Genomic DNA, 23110 nt, shown 5'->3' with positions numbered 1-23110 from the left:
GTGAAACTAGCCATCACACGTCCGGCGGGCAAGGGAACACTGCTTGCCGATCAGCTCGAAGCACAGGGGATCAGTTGTGACTGCACCCCCGTGCTGGAGCTGGTAAAGCTGCCGGTCAGTGATACTGAACTGGCTCCCGTCACAGATGCTGATCTACTCATTTTCATATCTCAGGATGCGGTGCACTATCTGGCACAGCATCAGCCCGACTTCTCTGCCGACTGTCAGTTTTTCGCGGTGGGCGAAAAGACCGCGGCAGCCATCGAAGCGTGCTTTAATCGCCAGGCTTGCGTGCCCGAGCAACATGACTCCGAGGGGTTACTTGCCTTATCGGCACTGCAACAGGTTGAAGGTAAACGGGTTGTTGTGGTCAAGGGTCGAGGTGGTCGCACACTGATCAGTAAGATGCTCAAACAGCGTGGTGCGCTGGTATCGCATTGTGTAGTCTATGAGCGGATCCCGGCTGCAACAGGGTCCGATATCTGGTTGGACCACTGGCAAAGGCTGGGCATTGACGGTATAGTGATCACCAGCAATGCAGCCATTGACGCCATCTTCAATACCCAGCAGAGCGAATTACTGAACTGGCTTAGCAGTCGCCGGTTTTATCTGGTTAGTCAACGCAGTGCAGAATACCTTCGCGAACAATACGCGATTGAGGACAAACAAATCGCCATCAGTGCAGGGGCAGATAACGATGCGTTACTGGCCTGCATTATGGACAATCAGCCCCGCCAAGGTGGAACTATGACAGAACAACAACAAAGTCACTCAGGCCCTCAGTCTTCGGGCAAAACATCTAAATCCGTCAATGCATCCGGAAAAATCAGTAAAACGGCTGTTCTGGCTCTATTGGTAGCACTGGCTTCCGGTGCCGGCGCGGGGGGAGTGTATTATCTGGGGCAGCAGCAGCTACACCAATATCAGCAAACGCTGACACAACTGGGTAGTGAAAATCAGCAGTTACGTACAGAATTGGCGTCCAGCAAACAGGCACTTAGCGCGCTGCGTGGCGAGGTGACTGACCGTGAGCAGCAGGTTGCACAGCAACTTAACGCGCAAACGCGTGAACTCGAGCAACGCTTACAGAACACACTGCAGGCAGCCAAACAGCAACTGGGTGGTGCCCAAAAAGCAGAGATAACTTCTCTGATACGCAGTGCAGAGTTTCAGGCCAATATCCAAAAGCACTACCTGGCTGCAGCCGCGACCTTGACTCGTCTGAACGATCTGATGCGTGAGCAGAGCAATACATCGGCGGTGCAAACGGCTATTGCTGCCGATCTGGCGCTGTTGCATGCCCAGCCAAAACCTCAGCTGGAAGCCCTGTATCTGGACCTGCACGGCTATGTGGCTCAGGCAGATGACTTACCATTACAGGTCATGACTAAACCAGCGGAGCAGCAATCTGAGCAAAGCGAACTGACAGAGCAGGTGAGTGACTGGAAGGCCAATGCCTGGCGCTCCTGGTTAAAAATCCAGGATCAGTTCATAAAGGTACGCAGTCACGATAAACCGGTTATTGATCCGCTGTTAGATGCCGAGGAACAGCAGCTTATTCGTGCTCAGCTGAGTAGTTATCTGCGTCAGGCCCAGACGGCATTGATGCAGCAACAGCAGAGTATTTATTTCACCGCGCTGGAAGGGGCGGGCGCGACCTTAGCGCGTTACTACCGGACTGAGGACAGTGCGGTGGTGGCAATGCAGGCTGGCCTGAAAGCACTGCAACGCAAAGAGTTTGCAGCGCCTGCAACCCTTGAGTTACAAACCCCTCAGGCGGTGAAGGAGTGGTTACAATGACACGCACACTGATCTCTGTTTTAGTGCTTCTGGGCGTGCTGGCAGCCGGCCATTTATTGATCGACGAGAAAGGCTATCTGCTGATTGCGGTGAACAACCACACCATAGAGACCTCCTTGTTTGCACTCGCTGTCTTGATGATTTTTGCTGTGCTGCTCGGTGCTTTGGTGCTGAACTTGCTCGGTGCACTCTGGCGAACCTTCGCCCGCAGCCGTGGTTGGCTGAAAGGACGCAAAAATAAACGTCAACAGCAAGCACTGGAAGCCGCTGTCTGGGCATGTATTAATGGCGATGACGGGCAATTGCAACAAGCCCTGGCGATCGGTGACTTGCCTACTCACTGGCAGGATCAGCAGCGCGCGATGGCGGCTCGGGTTGCGTTGCAACAGCAGCAGCCGACGCAGGCATTGGCAGATCTACAGGCGATGTCTCCCCAGTCGCAAGGGCAGGTTGCCAAACTTTGGCTGGCAGCCAATCAGGGTGAGCAGGCATTAACCCTGCTGGGGGCACAGATGGCCGATAAAAAGGTGTCTGACAGTGTGGTGGCAAGCTATCTTGAGGCTTTGATCCAGGCCGGGCAGAGTGAACAAGCACTGGCATTGCTCCAGCAAAAGTACAAACAGCTGGATTGGTCAGAGGCGCGCTGGAAAACGTATCTGCACGCTTTGTTTGCAATCGATGACAGCACGGCGCAGACCACGTTTAATGCGCTGCCTAAAGCGCTGCGGCCTTTAGCAGCGCCAGCGCTGACCCAACAAGCGCTGCGTCATGGCCAATTTGATGCTGTGCGTGGCGACCTACTGAAATATCTTAAAAAAGGTCAATATCAGCAACTGGCAGAGGCGTTACAGTACGCCGCCAGTTCGGACCCTGAATTGCGTAAACTGATCCAGGCTGCGTTAAAGAAACAGCCGGATCAGCCTGAACTGCTGTTCTGTCTGGCGTGTCTGGCTAATGCACAAGGGGAGCATGAGTTGGCAGCCAAGATTTTCGATACATTGGCTCAATCACCCTGGCAAGGGCTGTGGCAGCAACAAGCCGAACAGGCCTATGCCAAAACGGGGCAATTTGATAAGGCCTACCTGCTGGCCACCCAGTAAATCATTTATACAGGCAAAACACCGGTCGTCAGACCGGTTTTTTGCTCTGGCACCCGTCAGCTTGTAATATCACCTATCTTGATCTGAGAAAACCTCGGAACAACGCGCTATGTGCGCGCTCAATAACAATTTTTAAAATCGGTAGCAAAAGCAGTTGTCCATTGGGATGACTATATATGAATGTGGATTGGTATAAATAATCGACTTTGCGGATATTTGTCCTTGAATCTACACTTAGGCTGCGTATGATCTGAAAAATTTTATCTGCAATCCGAGTGCCTTATGATCAATACCAAACTACCTTTACTTGATTTACACCGCCATTTAGACGGTAATGTACGTCCAGAGACCATTTTGGACCTTGGTCAGAAGTTCAATATGCCGCTTCCAGCACACGATGTGGAAGGCCTGAGGCCACATGTCCAGGTACTCGATAATGCGCCAAACCTGATGGCCTTTTTGGCAAAGCTGGACTGGGGCGTCAAGGTGTTGGGCGATTATGATGCCTGTCGCCGTATTGCAGTTGAAAATGTCGAAGATGCCATTGCTCAGAAGATGGATTACACCGAGCTGCGCTTTAGTCCTTATTATATGGCCAAAACCCATGACTTACATCCACAAGGTGTAGTGGAAGCGGTCGTTGACGGGATTCATTCGGCTACTCAGGGGCGTGATATTAAGGTCAATCTGATTGGTATTATGTCGCGTACCTTTGGTGTTGAGAAATGCCAATATGAACTCGATGCCCTGTTGGCGTTTAAAAATGACTTAGTTGCTGTAGATCTGGCCGGTGATGAAATCGGTTTTCCGGGGACATTATTTAACGACCATTTTAAACAAGTTCGTGATGCGTATCTGGGCGTGACCATTCACGCAGGCGAGGCGGAGGGTGCCAACAGTATGTGGCAGGCGATCAACGAGCTGGGAGCGACGCGCATTGGCCACGGTGTGAAAGCCATTGAAGACCCTAAGCTGATGGATTATCTGCGCGACAACCGCATTGGCATTGAATCTTGCCTGACCAGTAACCTGCAAACCAGCACCGTCGCGAGCATTGAGACCCATCCCCTCAAGCAATTCTTAGATCATGGCATTCTGGCGACAATTAATACAGATGATCCGGCAGTACAAGGGGTGGAGCTGGACAACGAATTTGAGCGGGCCGCGCCACTGGCAGGGCTCAGTGAAGCGGATATCAGACAGGCGCAAGCCAATGCGGTTGAGATTGCTTTTTTAAGTGACTCGGATAAGCAGGCGCTGTTACAGAAATATACCTAACTGGCGTAAGTACGTTCAAATACCTGCTGCTCAGTGCGCTGAGCAGCTTAAGTAGTTTTCTTTTAGTGCATTGAGTACCTGACTGCGGGTCACCACTGCTATCACCTTGCCATGCTCAATGACCGGATAGATCTTGGGTTTGTCCTGCTGCATCTGCATGGCTAAATCTACCACTGTGGTGGTTTTGCTGACCGACAGGGTCTCTGTGCGCATCAATTGGCCGACTGCCGTGGCGCCATCACAGAAATAACTACTTTGCAGCAGCGGGGCCAGTAACTGTTGTTCGGAAATAAAGCCCACCAGTTTACCAGCATGATCTTGTACCGGCGCACCAAATAGGGCGAATTTTTCGAGCTGGACAATGGCGTCGGTGATTTCGGTATCGGGTGTGATCAGTGGAAACTGGGTAGACATGATGTCTGAGATAAATTGTTTAGCCATGTGGGTTCTCCTGTTAAGTGACAGTCCCAGTATGGATAAACGAAGTTTATTTTAAAAATGGATTATTTGTATCACAACGATTGGTTTTTTTGATTGAAGCGCGATCAAGAGACCGCGCATCTGGTGCATTATTTGATAAATGCAAAGGCATCGGCGAACATAAATTCGCGCTGTGCGCCATGGTTGATGAAGTCATCGCGTACGATGCCAATCATGTCAAAACGACCAGCCATATAAACACTGTATGGTTCCAAAGAGACAATGTCCTTCATCACCGCCTGGTGTACATAGCCGGTGTGGCCTGTCCAGGTTTCTGATGCATGCTCTACCACAGGAATAAACTGGAAGTTTGCCCGGCTGTTAGCCCAGGCTTCCATCTCGGCCCTGGCATACAATGCTGATTCTTCTTTGACACCCCAGTAGAACAAGACTGGCTGATCATAGTTAATTTCCGCCAGGTGGTCGGCCATCGATTTAACATAGGAAAAACCGGTTCCGCCTGCCAGTAGTACCAGCGGGCGCGCCTGTTCAGGACGAATTTGAGAAACGCCCAGTCCGACTTCTAAATTGACCTGCGCTTGGTTGCTGTGTGCTGCTTTTAAATGATCCAGCGCCTGCATGGCATAGGAGTCTGCGCCAGATGCGCCTATGTGTAACTCCAGCGCATGCTTCTTCGATGGGCTACTGGCGATTGAGAACGCACGTTTGTCTTTTTCACCAAGTACTAATTGCAGGTAGTGGCCAGCGGCAAATTCGGCATCCTGCTCGGGTGTTAAGACAACTTTAGATACGTATTCAGTCAGTGGCGAAATCTCGGCCACTGTGGCTTTGAGTACTTGCATTTTTTACCTTAGAAAATAAGCACGGTGGTGAAAGTGTGTGCACTTTAGCATACTCGCGATTGCCCTGTAACCGCTTTCACACCGAGACAGACAGTTTCCCACTTGGCTATCATCAGCAAATCAGAAAAAAGTCTGTCTTATTCGTTACGATTTAATGATTTTCAGGCTATCCCAGATCTCATCGACACGTTGTTTTGTCGCGTTATCCATGACGATGGGCTCACCCCATTCCCGATCGGTTTCACCCGGCCATTTGTTCGTTGCATCCATGCCCATTTTAGAACCAAGTCCCGACACAGGAGAGGCAAAATCGAGATAATCGATAGGTGTGTTCTCTATCATAGTGGTATCTCGTGCAGGATCCATACGGGTCGTAATGGCCCAGATCACATCATTCCAGTCTCTGGCATTGACGTCGTCGTCGCACACAATGACAAACTTGGTATACATAAACTGGCGCAGGAATGACCACACCCCCAGCATTACGCGCTTGGCATGACCAGGATACTGCTTCTTCATGGTAACTACGGCCATCCGGTAAGAGCATCCCTCTGGTGGCAGGTAGAAGTCGACAATTTCCGGGAACTGCTTTTGTAAAATAGGCACAAAGACTTCATTGAGTGCAACGCCCAGAATGGCAGGCTCATCGGGTGGTCTGCCGGTATAGGTGCTGTGATAAATCGGGTTGTCGCGATGCGTGATGTGGGTGACTGTCATCACCGGGAAGTCATCAACCTCATTATAATAGCCAGTATGGTCGCCATAGGGGCCTTCCGGTGCAGTTTCACCTGGTTGAATATACCCCTCCAAAATGATTTCCGCTGTGGCCGGTACCTGCAGATCATTAGAAACTGACTTGACAACTTCGGTCTTGCTGCCACGCAGCAGGCCTGCAAAGGCATACTCGCTCAGTGTATCTGGTACTGGTGTAACGGCACCGAGGATCGTTGCCGGGTCTGCACCTAAAGCGACTGAGACCGGATAAGGTTCGCCGGGGTTTTGCTGACACCACTCCTGAAAGTCCAGAGCACCGCCGCGATGGGATAACCAGCGCATGATAATTTTGTTTTTACCGAGCAGCTGCTGACGATAAATACCCAGATTCTGGCGTTTTTTGTTGGGCCCGCGGGTGACGGTTAAGCCCCAGGTGATCAAAGGGGCTGCATCACCCGGCCAGCAATGCTGGATTGGTAACTGAGTCAGGTCGACCTCATCACCACTCAATACGACCTGTTGGCAGGGGGCTTTTTTAAGCTCCTTCGTGGGCATATTGAGTACTTGTTTGAATACCGGGATTTGACCCAGAGCTTCTTTGATCCCTTTAGGTGGCTCTGGTTCTTTCAGAAACGCCAGCAGTTTTCCGACTTCGCGCAATGCTTCCACGTCATCCTGACCCATCCCCATGGCAACCCGTTTTGGTGTGCCAAAAAGATTAGCGAGTACAGGCATGTCAAAGCCTATGGGGTTTTCAAACAAGATAGCGGGCCCGCCGGCGCGCAATGTACGGTCTGCTATTTCGGTCATCTCCAGCTTGGTGGAAATGGGCTGGCTCACCCGCACCAGCTCACCCTGCTTTTCAAGCAGAGCTATAAATTCTCTTAAATCTTTATATTTCATCACTATCTAGGGCTGCACTGATTCAATGGCGCTAGTATAACAAGTCGCCAGATGTAGAACAGACATTTACGTTTGGTGAGCCTGTTTGGTTTACTGCCACAGGGCACAGCAGATGAAAAAGTGCTCCCTGAGTGTGTTTCGTACTTTTATTAACTACTATTATGCTATCGGTAGAAATAATTGATTCGGCGCAATAGTCTGGATCCTCTATGTATCTTTGCTTTTTGCTTTCAGTTATAGTCGATTGCATTGCGCAGTATTTGTTTGGAGGCGGCTTGAAAATAACAACCACACTAGCCAGCTCATGTATTGCCATCCTGGCCCTATTTTTTCCTGCAGCGAAAAGTGCTGCGGCGCAGCAAGCTTTGCCGATAAGTGCATTTGAGCAACATAGTGCCGTGATGTTACTCATTGAACCTAAAACTGGAAATATCGTTCAGGCGAATGAAGCCGCGGCTTTGTTTTACGGTTACAGTCAGGCACAACTGGAAGACATGCAGATCCAGCAGATCAACCAGTTTTCACCTCAACAGGTGGAGCAGGAGCGGATGTCTGCGCTGAGCGAAGGGCGCAACTATTTTATATTTCAGCACCAGCTTGCCAATGATGAAGTCAGAACGGTGAGTGTGTATTCTGCACCATTTACCAGTGATGAGGGGCAGCCGCTGCTGCTATCGGTGATCCAGGATATCAGTGCGCAACGCACTCTAGAGCGAGATTTGTGGCACTATCAATCCAACCTGGAGCAGCAAGTTGCACTACAAACCGCTGAACTCAAAGACGCCAATACGGTTCAGCTGATCTTGCTTGGCAGTGTCATTGCTATTTTGGGTGGTTCCATTTTGGTGTTAGTGATGTTTACGCTGCGATTGCGACGTGCGAAACGCCGCTCAGAGTTACAGAAAAACCGCTTTAGTGCCATTTTTAACGCCATCGGCGATTATCTTATTTACACTAACTCAAGCAATGTTGTGGTTTCGGCAAATCAGGCAGCCAAGCGCGATTTAGGCAACATACAGGGGCGCCCTGTTGGGTTTATTCTGGAAGAATGTAGCTGCCTGGATAATCTTGGGGCTGAGCCCATCGAATGTGAAGTCAAACTGGCAGGTCAACGTCGGGATGTCGAGATCAGTAAGACGGCTGTACTGGACAGTACTGGCGTGGAAACCGGGTCGATTTATTTAATCCAGGATATCAGCAAGCGTCTTGCCGGGGAGAAGGAACAGCGACTTGCCAGTACCGTCTTTGCGACGACCAGTGAGGGTGTGCTGGTCTCCAATCGTGATAATCAGATCCAGATGGTCAACCAGGCGTTTACAGATATCACCGGCTTTACAGCGCAAGAAGTGCTGGGTAACACCCCGTCTATATTCAACTCGGGCCGACATGATGCCGCCTACTTTGCTCAGCTGTATGATGCACTGACTTCCCGGGGTCACTGGGAGGGCGAAATCTGGAACAAGCGTAAAAACGGCGAAGTCTACCCCAGCTGGCTGCAGGTATCAGCGGTGTTCGATGCCACAGGCGAAATCGACATGTATGTGGCCCTGTTTAACGATATTACGTCCCGCAAACGCAATGAGCAGTTGATGTGGCAGCAAGCCAACTTTGATAACCTCACTGGCCTGGCCAATCGCCATCATTACCATACGAAGTTTGACTTGGCGTTGGCGCAGGCTAAACAAAAACAAACCCGCCTGGCGGTGTGTTTTATCGATCTGGACCGTTTTAAAGCGGTAAACGACACGTTAGGGCATCACATTGGTGATCAGCTACTCATTGAAGCGGCCAACCGGATCCGCGAATGCACCCGAAATTCAGATACCGTGGCGCGCTTAGGGGGAGATGAGTTTGCCCTCTTATTGCCCGATATGGCAAAAATCAGCGATATGGAAAAGCTTGCAACCAAAGTACTGCACGCACTGAGCGAGCCATTTTTTCTCGAAGGCCATGAAGCCTTTGTGTCCGGTAGTATGGGTATTACTTTCTATCCTGATGATGGTGCAGACCGCAAAGTGCTGCTCAGAAATGCCGACAGTGCCATGTATAAGGCCAAAGAGCATGGTCGTAATTGCTTTCAGTTTTTCACATCTGCGATGCATGAGCATGCCAAAGCGCGCAGTGCGCTGGAAGGGGCGCTGCATCGTGCGCTGACTAATCGCGAGCTGTATCTTGCATATCAGCCGATCGTCGGGCAGGAGCGACTCGGGTGTGAAGCGTTACTCAGGTGGCATAACCCTCAGCTGGGGCAGGTCTCACCGGCAGATTTTGTGCCCATCTGTGAAGAATTAGGGCTGATCATCACCATTGGCGAATGGGTGCTTTATCAGGCTTGCGCGCAGGCCAAGTCCTGGATCACGCAAACCGGTCAGCCTTTGTTTGTGTCGGTGAATGTCTCGAGCACACAGTTTAAGCGTCAGGACATTGCCAGTCTGGTTGCCAAAGTACTCAAAGAAACCGAATTAGCAGCCGATGCTTTAACGCTGGAGATCACCGAAACCGTATTGGCCGACAATTCCGGCCATATTCAGCGTCAGCTTGAGAGCTTGCGTGCAATGGGGGTAGGATTGGCCATTGATGATTTTGGCACAGGGTACTCTTCACTGAGTTACCTGAAGCGCTTCCCCCTGTCTAAGTTAAAGATAGACCGTGCTTTTATTCGTGATCTGCCTGATGACGAAGAAGACAGGGCATTGGTGAGCGCCATTATTTCGATGGCGAGCAAGCTGCATTTGAAAGTCATTGCGGAAGGCGTTGAAACGCCAGAGCAACTTAACTTTTTACAGGAATTGGGGTGTGATTACACTCAGGGTTTCCTGCATGCTAAGCCTGCAGACGCAGCGCAATTTGAGGCGTTCATACTCAATTATGCGGAGCAAAAACACAGCCGCCCGGAGCGGGCGAGTATCGTCCGCTAAACACTCGAACGTGTATTAGAACACAACTCACTGAGTAGTGTTTTTGCTTTGTGATTACCCAGCGCAGCGGCCTGATTCAGGAGCTGGATTGGCTGCTCTGTATCTGCATCATGATCTTCAGCAGTAACGCGTTTTTAAAGCGGATCATAAAGCGGCTGATCAGATCTGAGAGGTAAACAGGCCTGCGGTGAGTTTCTCCATTGTTCACTGCTTGTTTTGGAGATGGCGCTGGTCTCAGATACCCAACGCCAGAGGTCTGCATGCACTTACTTATAGAAAATAGTGTGCTTTATTTACCCTGCATGCGCGTTTTACCATTGGCTGCCATCAGTGCGAAGACGGCATAGGCCGCGGTATTTTGTTTCAACTTGGCTGGGTCGACTTTATCCAGCGTATCGTCTGCGGTGTGATGGTAGTCAAAATAATCGGTGCCATCCTGGTGCAGATCGAAAATCGGCGCAGAGGTCAGGTTATTTAACGGGATCAGATCCGGACCTCCACGTGCGCGATTGGCTCCAATGTAGGTAACACCTAAAGGCTTTAGCTGCTCAGCAATGGCGCGAACCAGCGGCAGAGAAGCGGCATTCACTTTGGACTCAAATGCATACACCACATCCGCACCAAAGTCAGATTCAGCAGCGGCGACAATTTGCGCCAGTTTGTCTTCATGGCGTTTAAAGTACGCTTTTGCACCCCATAACCCCAGCTCTTCAGCGGCAAACAGGACGACCCGAATGCTGCGTTTAGGGCGAGTTACTGATGCGATGTGCTTGGCTGCAGCCATGGTCAGTGCCATACCTGCGCCATCGTCCAGGGCACCTGTACCAAGATCCCAGGAGTCATGATGACTGCCAAGCAAGACGTATTGGTCAGGAAACTCTGAGCCGGTGATTTCACCAATCACGTTAAAGCTAGTCCCTTCGCCGAGATCTTCGGTCTGAATATTGATTTCGACTCTAGGAGTGTGACCATGCTTGAGCAGACGCGCAATTTGATCGGCGTCCGGGTTTGCAATGGCGCTGGCCGGGATTTTAGTGACCTGCTCATCATAGTGACTGCCCCCGGTGTGCGCAAATCGATGATGAGCGGTACTGACTGAACGCATCATATAGGCGATGGCCCCTTTCTTTGCCGCCTCAACGGCCCCTTTATTACGAGCCTGGACTGCCGGACCATAGCCATTGCCATCAATATCCCGATTCATTTTGTAATTGATGAAAGCAATTTTGCCTGTCAGGCTACCTGCTGGCGCAGCTTTTAGTTCGTCAAAGGTTTCAAACAACACGACTTCTCCGCTCAGCCCTTGCTGAGGGGTACTGATGCTATTGCCCAATGCCGTGATGTGTAGTGGCTGTTCGCTCGGCGCGATCAGCTTGGCCGACTCGTGATAGCGACGCCATTCCGGAAAGGTAGCGGCTTCCAGCCAGACCTTGTCAAAACCCAGGCGCTTGAACTGTTTCTCTGCCCAGGCCACCGTCAGCTTGTCGTTTTCTGTGCCGGGCAGGCGTGGGCCGATCTCGGTCGTCAGCGATTCCAGCAATTGCCAGCTTAAATCGCTCTGACTGGCCAGAGTACGCACTTTGGCGACTTCTTCGAGTTGTGTTTGTGTGAATTCCTGTGCCTGAGCAACCGCACTGGCGGTTAAAGCACACAGTGGTAACAGCCAGTGTCTGGCGGCGCTGATTAGCCTGTTAAAAGGCCTAAAGCGTATTGTCTGATCCATAGTAACCCTTGGTAATTTACATCGCCTGAGATTGTCGCAACAATTGGTGTTAAATTAAACTTTTTCGGGGTGAACGGGCGTTTTTACTTACTGAAGTGACGGCGCTATGCGGGATTTGCTAAACTTGGCAAATTGAGTTTCTCCGAGGTAATAGTGTGACCCAGTCGTTTAATCAAGTGCCGTTGACCCGGCAGCTTCAAAGTGGCTTACAGCAAGCCGGTTTTACCATCATGACGCCCATTCAGGCGCAGGCATTACCCGCCATTATTGCCCGTCAGGATGTGATAGCGCAGGCAAAAACCGGGTCGGGTAAAACCTTAGCATTTAGCCTTGGCTTGTTAAACAAGTTGGTGGCCGAAGAGCAGGTTATTCAAAGCCTGGTACTGGCACCCACCCGAGAGCTGGCACAACAGGTGGCCACGGAGATCCGCAAACTGGCGCGTGGCATGCAGAATATTAAGGTGCTGACAGTGTGTGGTGGTGAACCCATAGGTCCGCAGATCAGCTCACTGGAGCATGGTGCCCACGTTGTGGTTGGTACCCCAGGGCGGATTGAAGAGCATTTATATAAAGGGACGCTCGACCTGACTCAGGTGCAGACCTGGGTTCTGGACGAAGCCGATCAAATGCTGGCAATGGGCTTCATTGAAGCGCTGGAAAACATCGCCATTTATCTGCCACCAGAGCGTCAGACATTGATGTTCAGCGCCACCTATCAGAAAGATATAGAGGCGCTGACCCAACAGTTTATGTGTGACCCTGTCATGGTTAAGGGAGAGGAAGAAACCCTCAACCGGCAAATTAAACAGCAGTTTTTTGCGCTCAAAAATAACAAACTGAGATTCAACACACTGCGCCTGTTGCTACAGCATTACAAGCCCGTTAGCTGCATTGCCTTTTGTAACACCAAAGTCGAAACGAAGAAGTTATATAGTGAGCTCAAGAGCAGTGGTGTGAATGTTGTCACTTTGCATGGCGACCTGGATCAGGCTGAGCGGGTGCGTGCATTGATCCGCTTTGCCAATAAAAGTGCGTCAGTACTGGTTGCTACGGATGTTGCAGCGCGGGGTCTGGACATTGAAGATGTCGATATGGTGGTCAATTACCATATGGCACTGGACCCGCAAACCCATGTACACAGGGTAGGTCGCACCGGGCGGGGCGGTAAAAAAGGGCTTGCCTGCTCCTTGTACGGCGAAAATGAAGCATTTAAAGTCGCCAAACTGAGTGAAATCTATGAGCAGGCGTTTGAACCGGTAACACCACCGCCTTTGAGCTTGCTCGACAAACCCGTCTTCAAGCCCCCGATGGTTACTTTGCAAGTGGATGGGGGAAAGAAAGACAAGCTTCGTGCTGGCGACATTGTCGGTTGTCTGACGTCGGAGCAGGGGATCGGTGCCAGTCTGATTGGCAACATTGATTTACTGGATCATCAGGCATTTGTTGCCGTGGCCAGAGAAGGGGCCAAGCCTGCGCTCAGAAAATTACAGGAGAGCAAGCTTAAGGGGCGAAAATTTAAAGCGAAACGGATGAGTCTGTAGTTATATCAATTCATATTGATGCAGATTATTCATCCGCTTCTGCATAGCATTTGAGTAGCTCGTATTCCTCTTGAAGTTGTTGAAACAAGGCTTGTTCCCCTTGCTGATCAGGGTGAGCCGCAAATGCCAGTGTACGCCAGCGTTTACTGAGCTGGCGTCGGGAATACGGGCATGGCAGTTGCCACTTACTGATGAGCTCAACGTGCCGCTCGGCCCCCGTCTCAGGCAGTTTCATGTAGCGCTGCCAGAATTGAGTCAGCAGCGCGGCGACCTCGTCTTTACTGGTATCATAGTTGCACCAATCTAAATAATAATCCCTGAGAGGGTCTTGTTTTTGCAATGTGGAGTGTGCTTGCTGTTCAAGCAGGCGGATGTCCATGGCCTCAACCTGCAAATAATACCCTTGCTCAGCAAACTCTTGCTGTAGTTGATAGAGCGCATTCATCAACAAAAAGTTACGCTTAAAAAGCGCTTTGTCAGGGTCAGCGTCCAATCTGGGGAACCCCATTTCTTTATCCAGTGCGCTAGCTAGTCGATGTAATTGCGTTGCGCGCTCACGGGTGATTATCCTAAAAGTGGCATCAAGGAGGGGGTTCAACATTGTTCCGCCTGTAAACATGGTGTATCTTCTTTGTTCAATTCTTATTTTTTGACACGTCTATTGCAAGTAATACGGGGCAGACAGGGATGACAAAGGGTTTTAAGTGGGCTGTGACTGCTGTGTTATTGATCGGAGTATGGTCACTCAGAGTTAATGCCGACACATCTGTTTCTTCGCCTGCAATCACGCAGCAAATTGCTGCGCTGTCAGAGATGACAAACTGGCAGGAACAGATGCTGGGTGCGGAGCGTTTACTGCAGCTTCCAGAGTTAACGCCTGAACAACGGGCGAGTACGCTCAAAACCATCGGTAAGATCGCGCTTGAGAGCACGCGTTATGAGATGGCCATTCGTTACTTTGAACAGCTTGAGGCCCTGAGCCGCGAAGCTGGATTGTCAGACAGTTTATACCATGCTTTTAAAATGCAAGGGATCAGTGCCTTTTACCAGGGGGACTATTCGGCATCGGTACTCGACTATCAACAGGCTTTGGTGGTCGCTGAGCAAAGAGGCAAGCCAATAGAGCGGGCGGATATCCATAATAATCTGGGTATGTCTTTTATCCAGATCCACGATCTGGAAGCCTCGCTGGAACATTATCTGGCTGCTTATATGTTGTACGAACAACATGGTAATGAGCAAGACAGAGCAGATATGTTGCTGAATCTTGCCGGCGTATACATTCGCCAGTTTCGTTACAACAAAGCAGAGGAGTTACTCAAGCGCGCTATTACACTGTTCGAACGGCTGGGTGATGAGTATGGCGTGGCGCTGTCGCAAGGTAACCTAGGGGTCATTTATACAGAATCCAACCGGCCTGAGCTAGCGCGTACCGCTGTTAAAGCGGCCGTTGATTACTATCACAGTATCAATAACACCCGGCACCTGGCGTTTGAATACGTCAATATGGCAAAGCTAAGTTTATTGACCAGGGATTACACATCCGCTGAACAGGAAGTTAACTTTGCCATGTATTACGCGGAGAAGGCCGACAACCAGGCTGGCGTTATGCATGCCTTGCATCCGACTGCCAGACTGCAATTGATGCGTGGAGAAATTGATGCTGCAGAGGTGAGTATCGATCAGGGGCTTACCTTAACACGCAAGCTGGGTGATCGCCTCCGGGAGCGAGAGTTTTTGCATTTACTGGCCCTGGTTCAGGCAGCAAAAGGTAAAATGCAGGCGGCGGCAGAAACGCTAGACTATTACCGGGATCTGCAATTTGCCCTGCTGAATGAAGGTCTGATCACTCGCCTGAATAAGTATCAGAGCAAGTTTGAAGAAAGCCAGCTCAGTCAAGAATTGGCAAAAATGAGGCAGGCACAGGAGTTGCAGAAACTCCAGGATGAGCAGCAAAATCAATTGTTATGGATGAGTGGATTGATCTTATGTCTGGCGCTGATTTCTGTCTTTGCATTTTACCACCGTGCGACTGAGCGCCGTGCGAAAATTGAACTCAGTAAAAAAGTGGCCCAGCGAACGGCGCAGTTGCAACAGACTGCCGATGAATTGCGCAATGCAAATCAAATAAAAAGCCAGTTTCTGGCGAATATCAGCCATGAAATTCGTACTCCTTTGACTTCTATTTTGGGCCATGCGGAAAGTCTGCAGCAAGACTATGCACATGATCCCCATTTGATGTCATCACTTGGGGTGGTGACAAGGCAAGGGAATCACTTAAAAGATCTGATCAGCGATGTGCTGGACCTGAGTAAGATTGAGGCCCAGAGATTGGAGCTGGAGTACACCGAATTTACCATTGAGAGTTTACTTGCCGATGTCTGCGATATGTTTCAGCGCCCGTGTATGGAAAAATCGCTCGCGTTAGTGGTCGAAAATAACTTACCTACTCCTTATTTAGTGCGGCTGGATTATGTGCGCCTTAAGCAAATTTTAATCAACCTGCTTAGCAATGCGGTGAAGTTTACACAGGAGGGGCAGGTCGAGCTGATCATCAGACAACATGAGGACGGTATTTTATTTATCGTGCAAGACAGCGGTATTGGCATGTCGGAATCTCAGGTTGCCAGGATTTTTGAGTGCTTCCAGCAGGGTGATAACAGCATAACGCGCCGGTTTGGTGGTTCAGGGCTCGGGCTGAGCTTATCACAGCATTTAGCTAAAATGATGGGGGGCGAGATCTCTGTTTATAGTGAAGTTGAGCGGGGCAGTCAGTTTAAACTGAGTGTGCCTTGTGCCAGACTGAGTCATATCAGTCAGCCTGAGGACTTTGAAAAAATGTCGTCCCCGGAGTCTTTGGTGTCAGATGTGAAATTGTCCGGCACTGTGCTGCTTGCTGAAGATCACGATGATAATCGTGCCCTGATCTCCCGTCTGTTAGAAAAGATGGGTCTTGAGGTTGATGCCGTAGGCAATGGGCGGGAAGCGGTAGAGCGCTGTCTCAGCACCTATCCGGATGTTGTACTAATGGATATTCAGATGCCAGAAATGGATGGCCTGGAGGCACTGCAACTATTACGTCAGGCCGGTTTTGAAGGGGAAGTATATGCACTGACGGCCAATGTGATGGAACATGAAATCAAAGGTTATCTGGCTCAGGGTTTCAGTGGCCATCTTAGCAAGCCAATCAACAGCGACCTGCTTTATCAAACACTTGCCCAGTCTTTGCAACGCATCCATGCAGCTCAACCACTGGATTTGTCAATAGATATGAGCGACCTCAAGCAGAGCTTTGCACAAACGCTGGAGCAAGAGAGATATAAGTTGATTGATTTGTGGCAGGAGCAAAACTGGCAGGCACTCCAGCACCATTGTCATAAATTAAATGGTGCTGCAAGCATGTTTGAATTCGTTCATATCTCAGATATTGCTTCACAGTTCGAAGCGGCGCTAAAACAAGAGCAAACGGCCCTGTATCAAGACTTGTTCCTGATCCTGTGCGACGAATTAAAAGTGTGTAGCTACTCAGAACAGCTCGATGTCACCTAGTGCGCTGTGCTCTTTGGCTTGACTGCTTTTGTCTGAAGTGACGGCTTGTGTTTCTGTGTCACAATTATACCGGCTGGTATCCGTACGGTGAGTCACATCCGGCTGAGGTCGTTCTGCTTTGAAGATCGACAGTTTCTCATGAATACATGCAGCCAGGTTGATAAGGTCGCTACTTGACACAGCCTGAATCTTGGAGGCAGAAAGGGCATCAGAGTTAAGCTCAACCATTGATTCAATACTGGACTGAGCTTCATCGGAGACTGTCTTTTGTTGGCTCACCTGGGTATGAATGCTGTGTGACAGTGCATTGATATCTATCATTGACTGCTCAATTTGGTCTACCTCTTTTGTGGAGGCCTCAGATAAGCTGACGGTTTTGTCGGTTTCTGCCAGTGCGGTAAGCATTTGGGCATGTGCGCTGTCGGTCCCTGCCTGGATTTTATTGACCATATTGCGTACTTCCTGTGTTGACTGACTGGTGCGCGCTGCCAGATTACGCACTTCATCAGCCACGACAGCAAAGCCTCGGCCCTGTTCACCAGCCCGGGCGGCTTCAATGGCGGCGTTTAGTGCCAGTAAGTTGGTTTGCTCTGCGATGGCATTGATGACATCTATGACAGAGCTAATGGCATCACTATCGGCTTTCAGTGAAGCGATCTGTTCACTGGTCGCCTGAATATTACCCGCCAGAGTCATCAGGCTCTGCTGGCTTTTGTCTGTATCTATGCGGGTTTTTTTTACCGCTTGTGTGGCACTTTCAACTGAGCTGTAAATTTTCTCCAGGCTGTCATCCAGCTCTCTCGAAACGGTCAGCATGTGATTAATCGCTGTTGCGAGATCTTCACCATGGGCATGCTGAATCGTGGCTTTTTGTGTCATAGATGCGTAGGTATCGCGCAGGCTGTCAGCCATAGGTGAGAGCCGTGAGGATGAGGCGTACACTTCGCCAATAATATGCTCCATCATCGCCATACTGTCGTTGATGGCCAGGCAGGCTTCGGGCAAGGTTTTATCTTTTTCATCAAAACGAAAAGTCAGGTCTATTGTATCCTGATGGTGTAATGCACTGACAAAACTATGTAAATAGGCACCTTTTTGCTGTTTCTTGTCTAGCCATAGGGCGGCGAAGAAAGAAGCAATCAGCATGAGGAAGGTGAGCGTGACTGTCACTTTGAGAGGGAGTGAAAAGATGGCTGTACAGGCCAGCACGACGGCTATATTCACTGTAGTCACGGCCATGGCACTGGCTACTAAACGCATGGGTGTGTTCTTCCTTTCTCGGGCTTGCTTGATGAGTCTTGTTGTACGCGTAGTGCGCTTAGACAAAAACAAAGACCAGGGGGACAGGACTTGCCCTGAGCTGCTGTTAGTGTCTGTGCACATCTACATATATATAGAACACCTACAGGAGTGTGTCAGCAGCGGAGACATAAAAAAAGCCTGCATCGGCAGGCTTTCTTTTCTAGCGTGAATAATTACTTACGCTTCATTGAGTCAAAGAACTCGTTGTTTGTTTTGCACATAGACAGCTTATCGATGAGGAATTCCATCGCATCGATTTCACTCATTTCATGAACGATCTTGCGTAAAATCCACATCTTTTGTAGTTCGTCCGGCTTGGTAAGCAGTTCTTCACGACGTGTACCTGAGCGGTTAAAGTCAATGGCCGGGAAGACACGCTTTTCAGCAATCTTGCGGTTTAAGTGCAGTTCCATGTTACCGGTACCCTTAAACTCTTCGTAAATGACCTCGTCCATTTTAGAACCCGTGTCAATCAGGGCTGTTGCGATGATGGTCAGGCTGCCACCTTCTTCAACATTACGTGCAGCACCGAAGAAACGTTTTGGCTTATGCAGTGCATTGGCATCAACACCACCGGTCAGCACTTTACCTGACGAAGGGATTACGGTGTTGTAGGCACGAGCAAGACGCGTGATAGAGTCCAACAGGATGATAACGTCTTTTTTGTGCTCGACCAGGCGTTTCGCTTTCTCAATAACCATTTCAGCTACCTGAACGTGGCGGCTTGCTGGCTCATCGAAGGTTGAGGCGACAACTTCACCTTGTACCAGGCGTTGCATCTCAGTTACTTCTTCCGGGCGCTCGTCGATCAGCAGTACCATCAGCGTTGCGTCTGGGTTGTTGTAAGAAATAGACTGCGCAATGTTTTGTAGCAACATGGTCTTACCGGCTTTTGGTGGTGCAACAATCAGTGCACGCTGACCTTTACCGATAGGTGATGCCAGATCCAGTACTCGGGCAGTGATATCTTCTGTACTACCATTACCGCGTTCCATCACCATACGCTCGTTGGCGTGAATTGGCGTCAGGTTTTCGAACAGGATTTTAGTTCTGGAGTTTTCTGGCTTGTCGAAGTTTACTTCATTCACTTTTAGCAGTGCGAAGTAACGCTCACCATCTTTTGGTGGGCGGATCAGGCCGCTAATGCTGTCACCGGTACGCAGGCTAAAGCGTCTGATCTGGCTGGGCGAAACATAAATGTCATCCGGGCCTGCCAAGTAGGAGGCTTCCGATGAGCGTAAAAAGCCGAAGCCATCCTGAAGAATTTCCAGCACGCCGCCACCATAGATGTTTTCGCCGCTTTTAGCGTGCGCTTTCAAGATGGCGAAAATGATGTCTTGTTTTCTTAGACGGGCAACGTTCTCGAGTCCCATAGACTCGGCAAGTTTTACAAGCTCATTGATTGACTTGTCTTTCAGTTCGCGTAAATGCATATTGGTGGGTTCTTTATTTAAAAGTTGTTCTCTCGTGGTACGAGGGATTGAATTGAAATTGCTTAAGGTTAGTGGCTCTATAAGTTAGCAGCTAGGGGAGCAGTCGTCCAGTCTTTATACAAATTTAATCAGGTAGGGCCGATGCAGCGCTACCTGATACATTCAGACTGTGACTTATCGGCTATCAGCGTATGCTAATGCCTAATATAAGTGTTCAGTTAGATGTTGTTCTCTAGGAACTCGATCAGTTGTGTTTTTGACAACGCACCAACTTTAGTGGCTGCAACTGCACCGTCTTTGAACAGTAGCAGAGTTGGGATACCACGGATACCAAACTTAGGCGGTGTTAGTGAGTTTTGGTCGATATTAAGCTTAGCTACAGTTGCGCGACCTTCGAACTCGTCTGCAATTTCGTCCAGGATAGGTGCAATCATTTTACATGGACCACACCATTCAGCCCAGAAATCTACCAGTACAGGGGTATCCGACTTAAGCACGTCTGCTTCGAAGCTGTCATCAGTTAATTGAATAATTTTGTCGCTCATTGCGCTCTCCGTTAGAATTAGGTCAATTATTTAATGCGTATTTAAACACTCTTGTTTCTTATTGCAAGTTTAAACGTTATGCTTAATTGCTATGACTAAGACACATTTGACCAATAAAAAATTTATCGACTTTGCTTTAGCACCGGAAGTGGTCGCCGGTTTGACAGCGAGTGGCTTCGAATATTGTACGCCAATCCAAGCAAAGTGCATGCCCTACATCAGTGAGGGTCGAGACATTGCCGGTCAGGCACAAACAGGTACAGGTAAAACGCTTGCGTTTTTAACTGCGACCTGCCATCGACTGTTGCAAAGCCAGCCTGATGCTCAGGTTGCCGGTCAGCCACGTGCGTTAATTATGGCCCCGACACGCGAGCTTGCGATCCAAATCCACAAAGACGCCCAAATCATGGCACCAGCGTGTGGGTTAAAGCTTGGCTTAGTATATGGAGGCGAAGAATACGAAAAACAACGGTCACAATTAGAAAAAGGGGTGGATATCCTGATTGGTACCACCGGACGCCTGATCGATTTCTACAAACAAGGTGCCTATAACCTTAATAACATTGAAGTTGTTGTGTTGGATGAAGCGGATCGCATGTTTGATCTGGGCTTTATCAAAGATATTCGATACTTGTTTAATCGTATGCCGGATACGCAGCAAAGACTTAACCTGCTGTTTTCTGCAACGCTGTCTTATCGTGTCCAGGAGTTGGCATTCGAACACATGCATAACCCAATTCATGTGCAGATAGAGCCAGATGTTAAAACAGGAAAACGTATTCAAGAAGAGCTGTTCCACCCGTCGCAAGAGGACAAAATTCCTTTACTCCTTACCTTGATTGAGGAAGAGTGGCCCGATAAGGCCATTGTATTTGCCAATACCAAGCACAGTTGTGAAAACGTGTATGAATGGCTAAAAAATGATGGACATCGAGTTGGACTGTTAACCGGCGACGTCAATCAGAAGAAGCGTTTGTCGATTTTATCTAAATTCACTAAGGGTGAACTGGACCTACTGGTTGCAACGGATGTGGCAGCACGTGGTTTGCACATTCCCGAGGTGAGTCATGTACTCAATTTTGACCTGCCAGACGATTGTGAGGATTATGTACACCGTATTGGTCGTACCGGTCGAGCTGGCGCATCAGGGCATGCGATTAGCTTTGCCTGCGAGCAGTATGCATATAACTTACATGAGATTGAAGAATACATTGACCATGCAATTCCGGTTTCTCACTACGATAAGTCTGCACTACTAGATGACATTCAAGCGCCTGCCAGACAACAAAGGCGCAGAAATCCATCCGGTCAGCGCGGTAATCGCAATGGTAGTAACCGTCGACAAGGTAGTTACCAAAAACCGCGTCCGCGAAATTAATCGGGCATTTTGGTAGAAGTAGATAGAGGTTAGTAAGCGTGGTTCAGAGATCCCCACATGAAAATGTGTATGCGGTGATTGATTTAGGATCAAACAGCTTCCATATGTTGATTGCAAAACATATGGCCGGTGGCGTGCATACAATTGGGCGAGTCAAACGTAAAGTTCGACTGGCTGCAGGTCTGGATGAGCAAAATTTGCTGAGCGAAGAAGCAATGCAGAGGGGCCTGGAATGTTTGTCCTTGTTCGCTGAAAGACTGCAAGATATCCCGACTGACAATATACGGATTGTGGCCACCGCGACATTGCGCCTGGCAACGAATGCGAATGTGTTTAAGCAAAAAGCTGAACAAATTCTTGGTCATCCTATTTCTATCATCAGTGGGGAAGAAGAAGCCCGCTCTATTTATAAAGGCGTCGCACATACTTCTGCCTGTCAGGGGCGCCAGCTTGTTGTCGATATAGGTGGAGCGAGCACCGAAATCGTTATTGGTCAGGGTTTTGAGGCAAAGCTTTATCATAGCCTGAATATGGGCTGTGTCACCTACTTAGAACGCTACTTCGCAGACGGCGCGCTTAGTGAGAGCAATTTTAATGCGGCAACGACGGCTGCTCATAAGGTGGTTGCACCTTATGCAGCTCAGTATAAAACTTCTGGCTGGGAGCTTGCTATCGGTGCATCCGGCACTGTTCAGGCAATTCAGGAGATTTTCGCGGCTCTCGGCTTAGATGAAATGCTGACCCTGGATAAACTTCAGGCAATTCGTGCGCAAGCAATCCAGTTTGAAAATATTGAGCAACTTGAGTTACCAGGATTAAGTGAAGAGCGCCGTTTAGTCTTTGTCTCTGGGCTGGCAATATTAATTGCACTGTTCGAAGCGCTTCAGATTGAACGAATGGGCCTGGCAGGTGGTGCCTTACGTGAAGGCATCCTGTACAGCATGATCGATCAGCTCAATCAGGCTGATATTCGTAAACGTACACTCGATGGCTTTATGTCCCGATATCATGTTGATGCTGGGCAGGCTACACGTGTGTTTGATATATGCAAAATTTTGCTTCAGCAATTAGAAGCGCCTATGCAGTTTGACTTTCAAAGTGCGTGTGGCCTGTTACGTGCTGCAGCGTCAATGCATGAGATTGGTTTAGTTATTGACTACAAATCTTATCATCAACACAGCGCCTACATTTTGAAACACACCGGCATGCCAGGGTACTCCCGGGTTCAAAAGCAGATGGTAGTGACGTTAGTGGGTAACCACAGGCTTGATGTAGAAGAAGGGCCTTTTACTCAGTTTGGTAATCAACAAGGGTTTATAGAGTTACTTGTCAGGATACTCCGGATTGCGGTGATCCTATCCATGCGTCGTCAAAATGATGTTTTGCCCGATCTCTATATTACGGCAACTGAGCCTGAGACACTGACCCTGACATTACCTGATAATTGGTTGCATGATCACCCATTGATGCGTAGCGAACTGGAGTTAGAAGCTGGGTATCAGGATAAAGCAGGCTGGATATTGAAAATTGAGCGCGATTAAGCGCTCTTTTTGTACAATAAAGGTCTAAAAAGAGGTGTTTTGGTTGTATTTTGTCCGAACGCACCGTTTTTCTCACTTTTCTTCAAAAAAGGGGTTGCGCTG

At 49.3% G+C, this 23110-nt stretch carries 17 protein-coding genes; 8 read left to right on the top strand and 9 right to left on the bottom strand.

Going from position 1 to position 23110, the window contains the following annotated elements; translation table 11 throughout:
• The 3 genes from CWB99_RS10660 to add all read left to right on the top strand — a co-directional run bounded on the left by CWB99_RS10660 (window position 1) and on the right by add (window position 4178).
• Window positions 1-1800: a uroporphyrinogen-III C-methyltransferase gene (locus tag CWB99_RS10660; protein WP_171045313.1), complete on the top strand. Its 1800-nt coding sequence runs from the start codon at window positions 1-3 to the stop codon at window positions 1798-1800.
• Entirely contained in the window at window positions 1797-2900 is a 1104-nt protein-coding gene (locus tag CWB99_RS10655; RefSeq protein WP_138553042.1) for a heme biosynthesis HemY N-terminal domain-containing protein, read from the top strand. The genes CWB99_RS10660 and CWB99_RS10655 overlap by 4 nt, the downstream gene beginning before the upstream one ends.
• A gap of 282 nt (window positions 2901-3182) precedes the next feature.
• On the top strand, window positions 3183-4178 hold the full coding sequence (gene add / locus CWB99_RS10650; RefSeq protein WP_138553041.1) for an adenosine deaminase: 996 nt from the start codon (window positions 3183-3185) through the stop codon (window positions 4176-4178).
• Window positions 4179-4208: 30 nt separating this feature from the next.
• On the opposite strand, the gene CWB99_RS10645 is transcribed toward add, so the two are convergent.
• The 3 genes from CWB99_RS10645 to ubiD all read right to left on the bottom strand — a co-directional run bounded on the left by CWB99_RS10645 (window position 4209) and on the right by ubiD (window position 7078).
• Window positions 4209-4619, bottom strand: a complete 411-nt coding sequence (locus tag CWB99_RS10645; RefSeq protein ID WP_138553040.1) for a CBS domain-containing protein — start codon at window positions 4617-4619, stop codon at window positions 4209-4211.
• A 128-nt stretch (window positions 4620-4747) separates the two neighbouring features.
• A complete protein-coding gene (gene fre / locus CWB99_RS10640) occupies window positions 4748-5461 on the bottom strand; it encodes an NAD(P)H-flavin reductase (RefSeq protein WP_138553039.1) in 714 nt (237 codons plus the stop codon).
• 144 nt (window positions 5462-5605) lie between these two features.
• Window positions 5606-7078, bottom strand: a complete 1473-nt coding sequence (gene ubiD, locus CWB99_RS10635; protein WP_138553038.1) for a 4-hydroxy-3-polyprenylbenzoate decarboxylase — start codon at window positions 7076-7078, stop codon at window positions 5606-5608.
• A gap of 275 nt (window positions 7079-7353) precedes the next feature.
• Here ubiD and CWB99_RS10630 point away from each other — a divergent pair, with 275 nt between their 5' ends.
• Window positions 7354-9996, top strand: a complete 2643-nt coding sequence (locus CWB99_RS10630) for a sensor domain-containing protein (RefSeq protein WP_138553037.1) — start codon at window positions 7354-7356, stop codon at window positions 9994-9996.
• A gap of 76 nt (window positions 9997-10072) precedes the next feature.
• On the opposite strand, the gene CWB99_RS10625 is transcribed toward CWB99_RS10630, so the two are convergent.
• Window positions 10073-10258: a hypothetical protein gene (locus CWB99_RS10625; protein ID WP_138553036.1), complete on the bottom strand. Its 186-nt coding sequence runs from the start codon at window positions 10256-10258 to the stop codon at window positions 10073-10075.
• 27 nt (window positions 10259-10285) lie between these two features.
• Entirely contained in the window at window positions 10286-11719 is a 1434-nt protein-coding gene (locus tag CWB99_RS10620; protein ID WP_249331826.1) for a M28 family peptidase, read from the bottom strand.
• Between the two features lie 155 nt (window positions 11720-11874).
• Here CWB99_RS10620 and dbpA point away from each other — a divergent pair, with 155 nt between their 5' ends.
• A complete protein-coding gene (dbpA, locus tag CWB99_RS10615) occupies window positions 11875-13260 on the top strand; it encodes an ATP-dependent RNA helicase DbpA (protein WP_138553035.1) in 1386 nt (461 codons plus the stop codon).
• 25 nt (window positions 13261-13285) lie between these two features.
• Here the strand turns inward: dbpA and CWB99_RS10610 are convergent, their stop codons facing one another.
• Complete coding sequence (locus tag CWB99_RS10610) at window positions 13286-13861, bottom strand: DNA-J related domain-containing protein (RefSeq protein ID WP_171045312.1); 576 nt, start codon at window positions 13859-13861, stop codon at window positions 13286-13288.
• A gap of 86 nt (window positions 13862-13947) precedes the next feature.
• Here CWB99_RS10610 and CWB99_RS10605 point away from each other — a divergent pair, with 86 nt between their 5' ends.
• Window positions 13948-16809 carry an ATP-binding protein gene (locus CWB99_RS10605; RefSeq protein ID WP_138553033.1) on the top strand — a complete coding sequence of 954 codons (2862 nt, stop codon included), beginning with the start codon at window positions 13948-13950 and terminating at the stop codon, window positions 16807-16809.
• On the opposite strand, the gene CWB99_RS10600 is transcribed toward CWB99_RS10605, so the two are convergent.
• The 3 genes from CWB99_RS10600 to trxA form a co-directional block, all read right to left on the bottom strand.
• Complete coding sequence (locus CWB99_RS10600; RefSeq protein WP_138553032.1) at window positions 16786-18069, bottom strand: methyl-accepting chemotaxis protein; 1284 nt, start codon at window positions 18067-18069, stop codon at window positions 16786-16788. The two genes, CWB99_RS10605 and CWB99_RS10600, sit on opposite strands and share 24 nt — an antisense overlap.
• Window positions 18070-18284: 215 nt before the next feature.
• Window positions 18285-19544, bottom strand: coding sequence for a transcription termination factor Rho (rho, locus tag CWB99_RS10595; protein WP_010387091.1), 1260 nt, complete (start codon window positions 19542-19544; stop codon window positions 18285-18287).
• 218 nt (window positions 19545-19762) lie between these two features.
• The gene (trxA, locus tag CWB99_RS10590) at window positions 19763-20089 is read right to left on the bottom strand and encodes a thioredoxin TrxA (RefSeq protein ID WP_010387092.1); all 327 of its coding nucleotides are present in this window, start codon (window positions 20087-20089) and stop codon (window positions 19763-19765) included.
• 91 nt (window positions 20090-20180) lie between these two features.
• Here trxA and rhlB point away from each other — a divergent pair, with 91 nt between their 5' ends.
• Both rhlB and gppA read left to right on the top strand, forming a co-directional pair.
• A complete protein-coding gene (gene rhlB / locus CWB99_RS10585) occupies window positions 20181-21467 on the top strand; it encodes an ATP-dependent RNA helicase RhlB (RefSeq protein ID WP_138553031.1) in 1287 nt (428 codons plus the stop codon).
• 38 nt (window positions 21468-21505) lie between these two features.
• Entirely contained in the window at window positions 21506-23008 is a 1503-nt protein-coding gene (gene gppA, locus CWB99_RS10580; protein ID WP_138553030.1) for a guanosine-5'-triphosphate,3'-diphosphate diphosphatase, read from the top strand.
• Window positions 23009-23110 lie beyond the last annotated feature (102 nt).

The organism is Pseudoalteromonas rubra, assembly GCF_005887095.1.
In the GTDB taxonomy this organism is placed as follows: domain Bacteria; phylum Pseudomonadota; class Gammaproteobacteria; order Enterobacterales; family Alteromonadaceae; genus Pseudoalteromonas; species Pseudoalteromonas rubra_E.
This window is presented reverse-complemented; position numbering and strand designations above follow the sequence as displayed.

Bases quoted from the DNA above. Each gene is read 5' to 3' on its own strand.
- ubiD (WP_138553038.1), bottom strand. From the start codon at position 7,078: ATGAAATATAAAGATTTAAGAGAATTTATAGCTCTGCTTGAAAAGCAG.
- CWB99_RS10645 (WP_138553040.1), bottom strand. From the start codon at position 4,619: ATGGCTAAACAATTTATCTCAGACATCATGTCTACCCAGTTTCCACTG.
- CWB99_RS10605 (WP_138553033.1), top strand. From the start codon at position 13,948: ATGACAAAGGGTTTTAAGTGGGCTGTGACTGCTGTGTTATTGATCGGA.
- CWB99_RS10610 (WP_171045312.1), bottom strand. From the start codon at position 13,861: ATGTTGAACCCCCTCCTTGATGCCACTTTTAGGATAATCACCCGTGAG.
- add (WP_138553041.1), top strand. From the start codon at position 3,183: ATGATCAATACCAAACTACCTTTACTTGATTTACACCGCCATTTAGAC.
- CWB99_RS10620 (WP_249331826.1), bottom strand. From the start codon at position 11,719: ATGGATCAGACAATACGCTTTAGGCCTTTTAACAGGCTAATCAGCGCC.
- rho (WP_010387091.1), bottom strand. From the start codon at position 19,544: ATGCATTTACGCGAACTGAAAGACAAGTCAATCAATGAGCTTGTAAAA.
- CWB99_RS10655 (WP_138553042.1), top strand. From the start codon at position 1,797: ATGACACGCACACTGATCTCTGTTTTAGTGCTTCTGGGCGTGCTGGCA.
- CWB99_RS10625 (WP_138553036.1), bottom strand. From the start codon at position 10,258: ATGCAGACCTCTGGCGTTGGGTATCTGAGACCAGCGCCATCTCCAAAA.
- rhlB (WP_138553031.1), top strand. From the start codon at position 20,181: ATGACTAAGACACATTTGACCAATAAAAAATTTATCGACTTTGCTTTA.
- CWB99_RS10600 (WP_138553032.1), bottom strand. From the start codon at position 18,069: ATGCGTTTAGTAGCCAGTGCCATGGCCGTGACTACAGTGAATATAGCC.
- fre (WP_138553039.1), bottom strand. From the start codon at position 5,461: ATGCAAGTACTCAAAGCCACAGTGGCCGAGATTTCGCCACTGACTGAA.
- trxA (WP_010387092.1), bottom strand. From the start codon at position 20,089: ATGAGCGACAAAATTATTCAATTAACTGATGACAGCTTCGAAGCAGAC.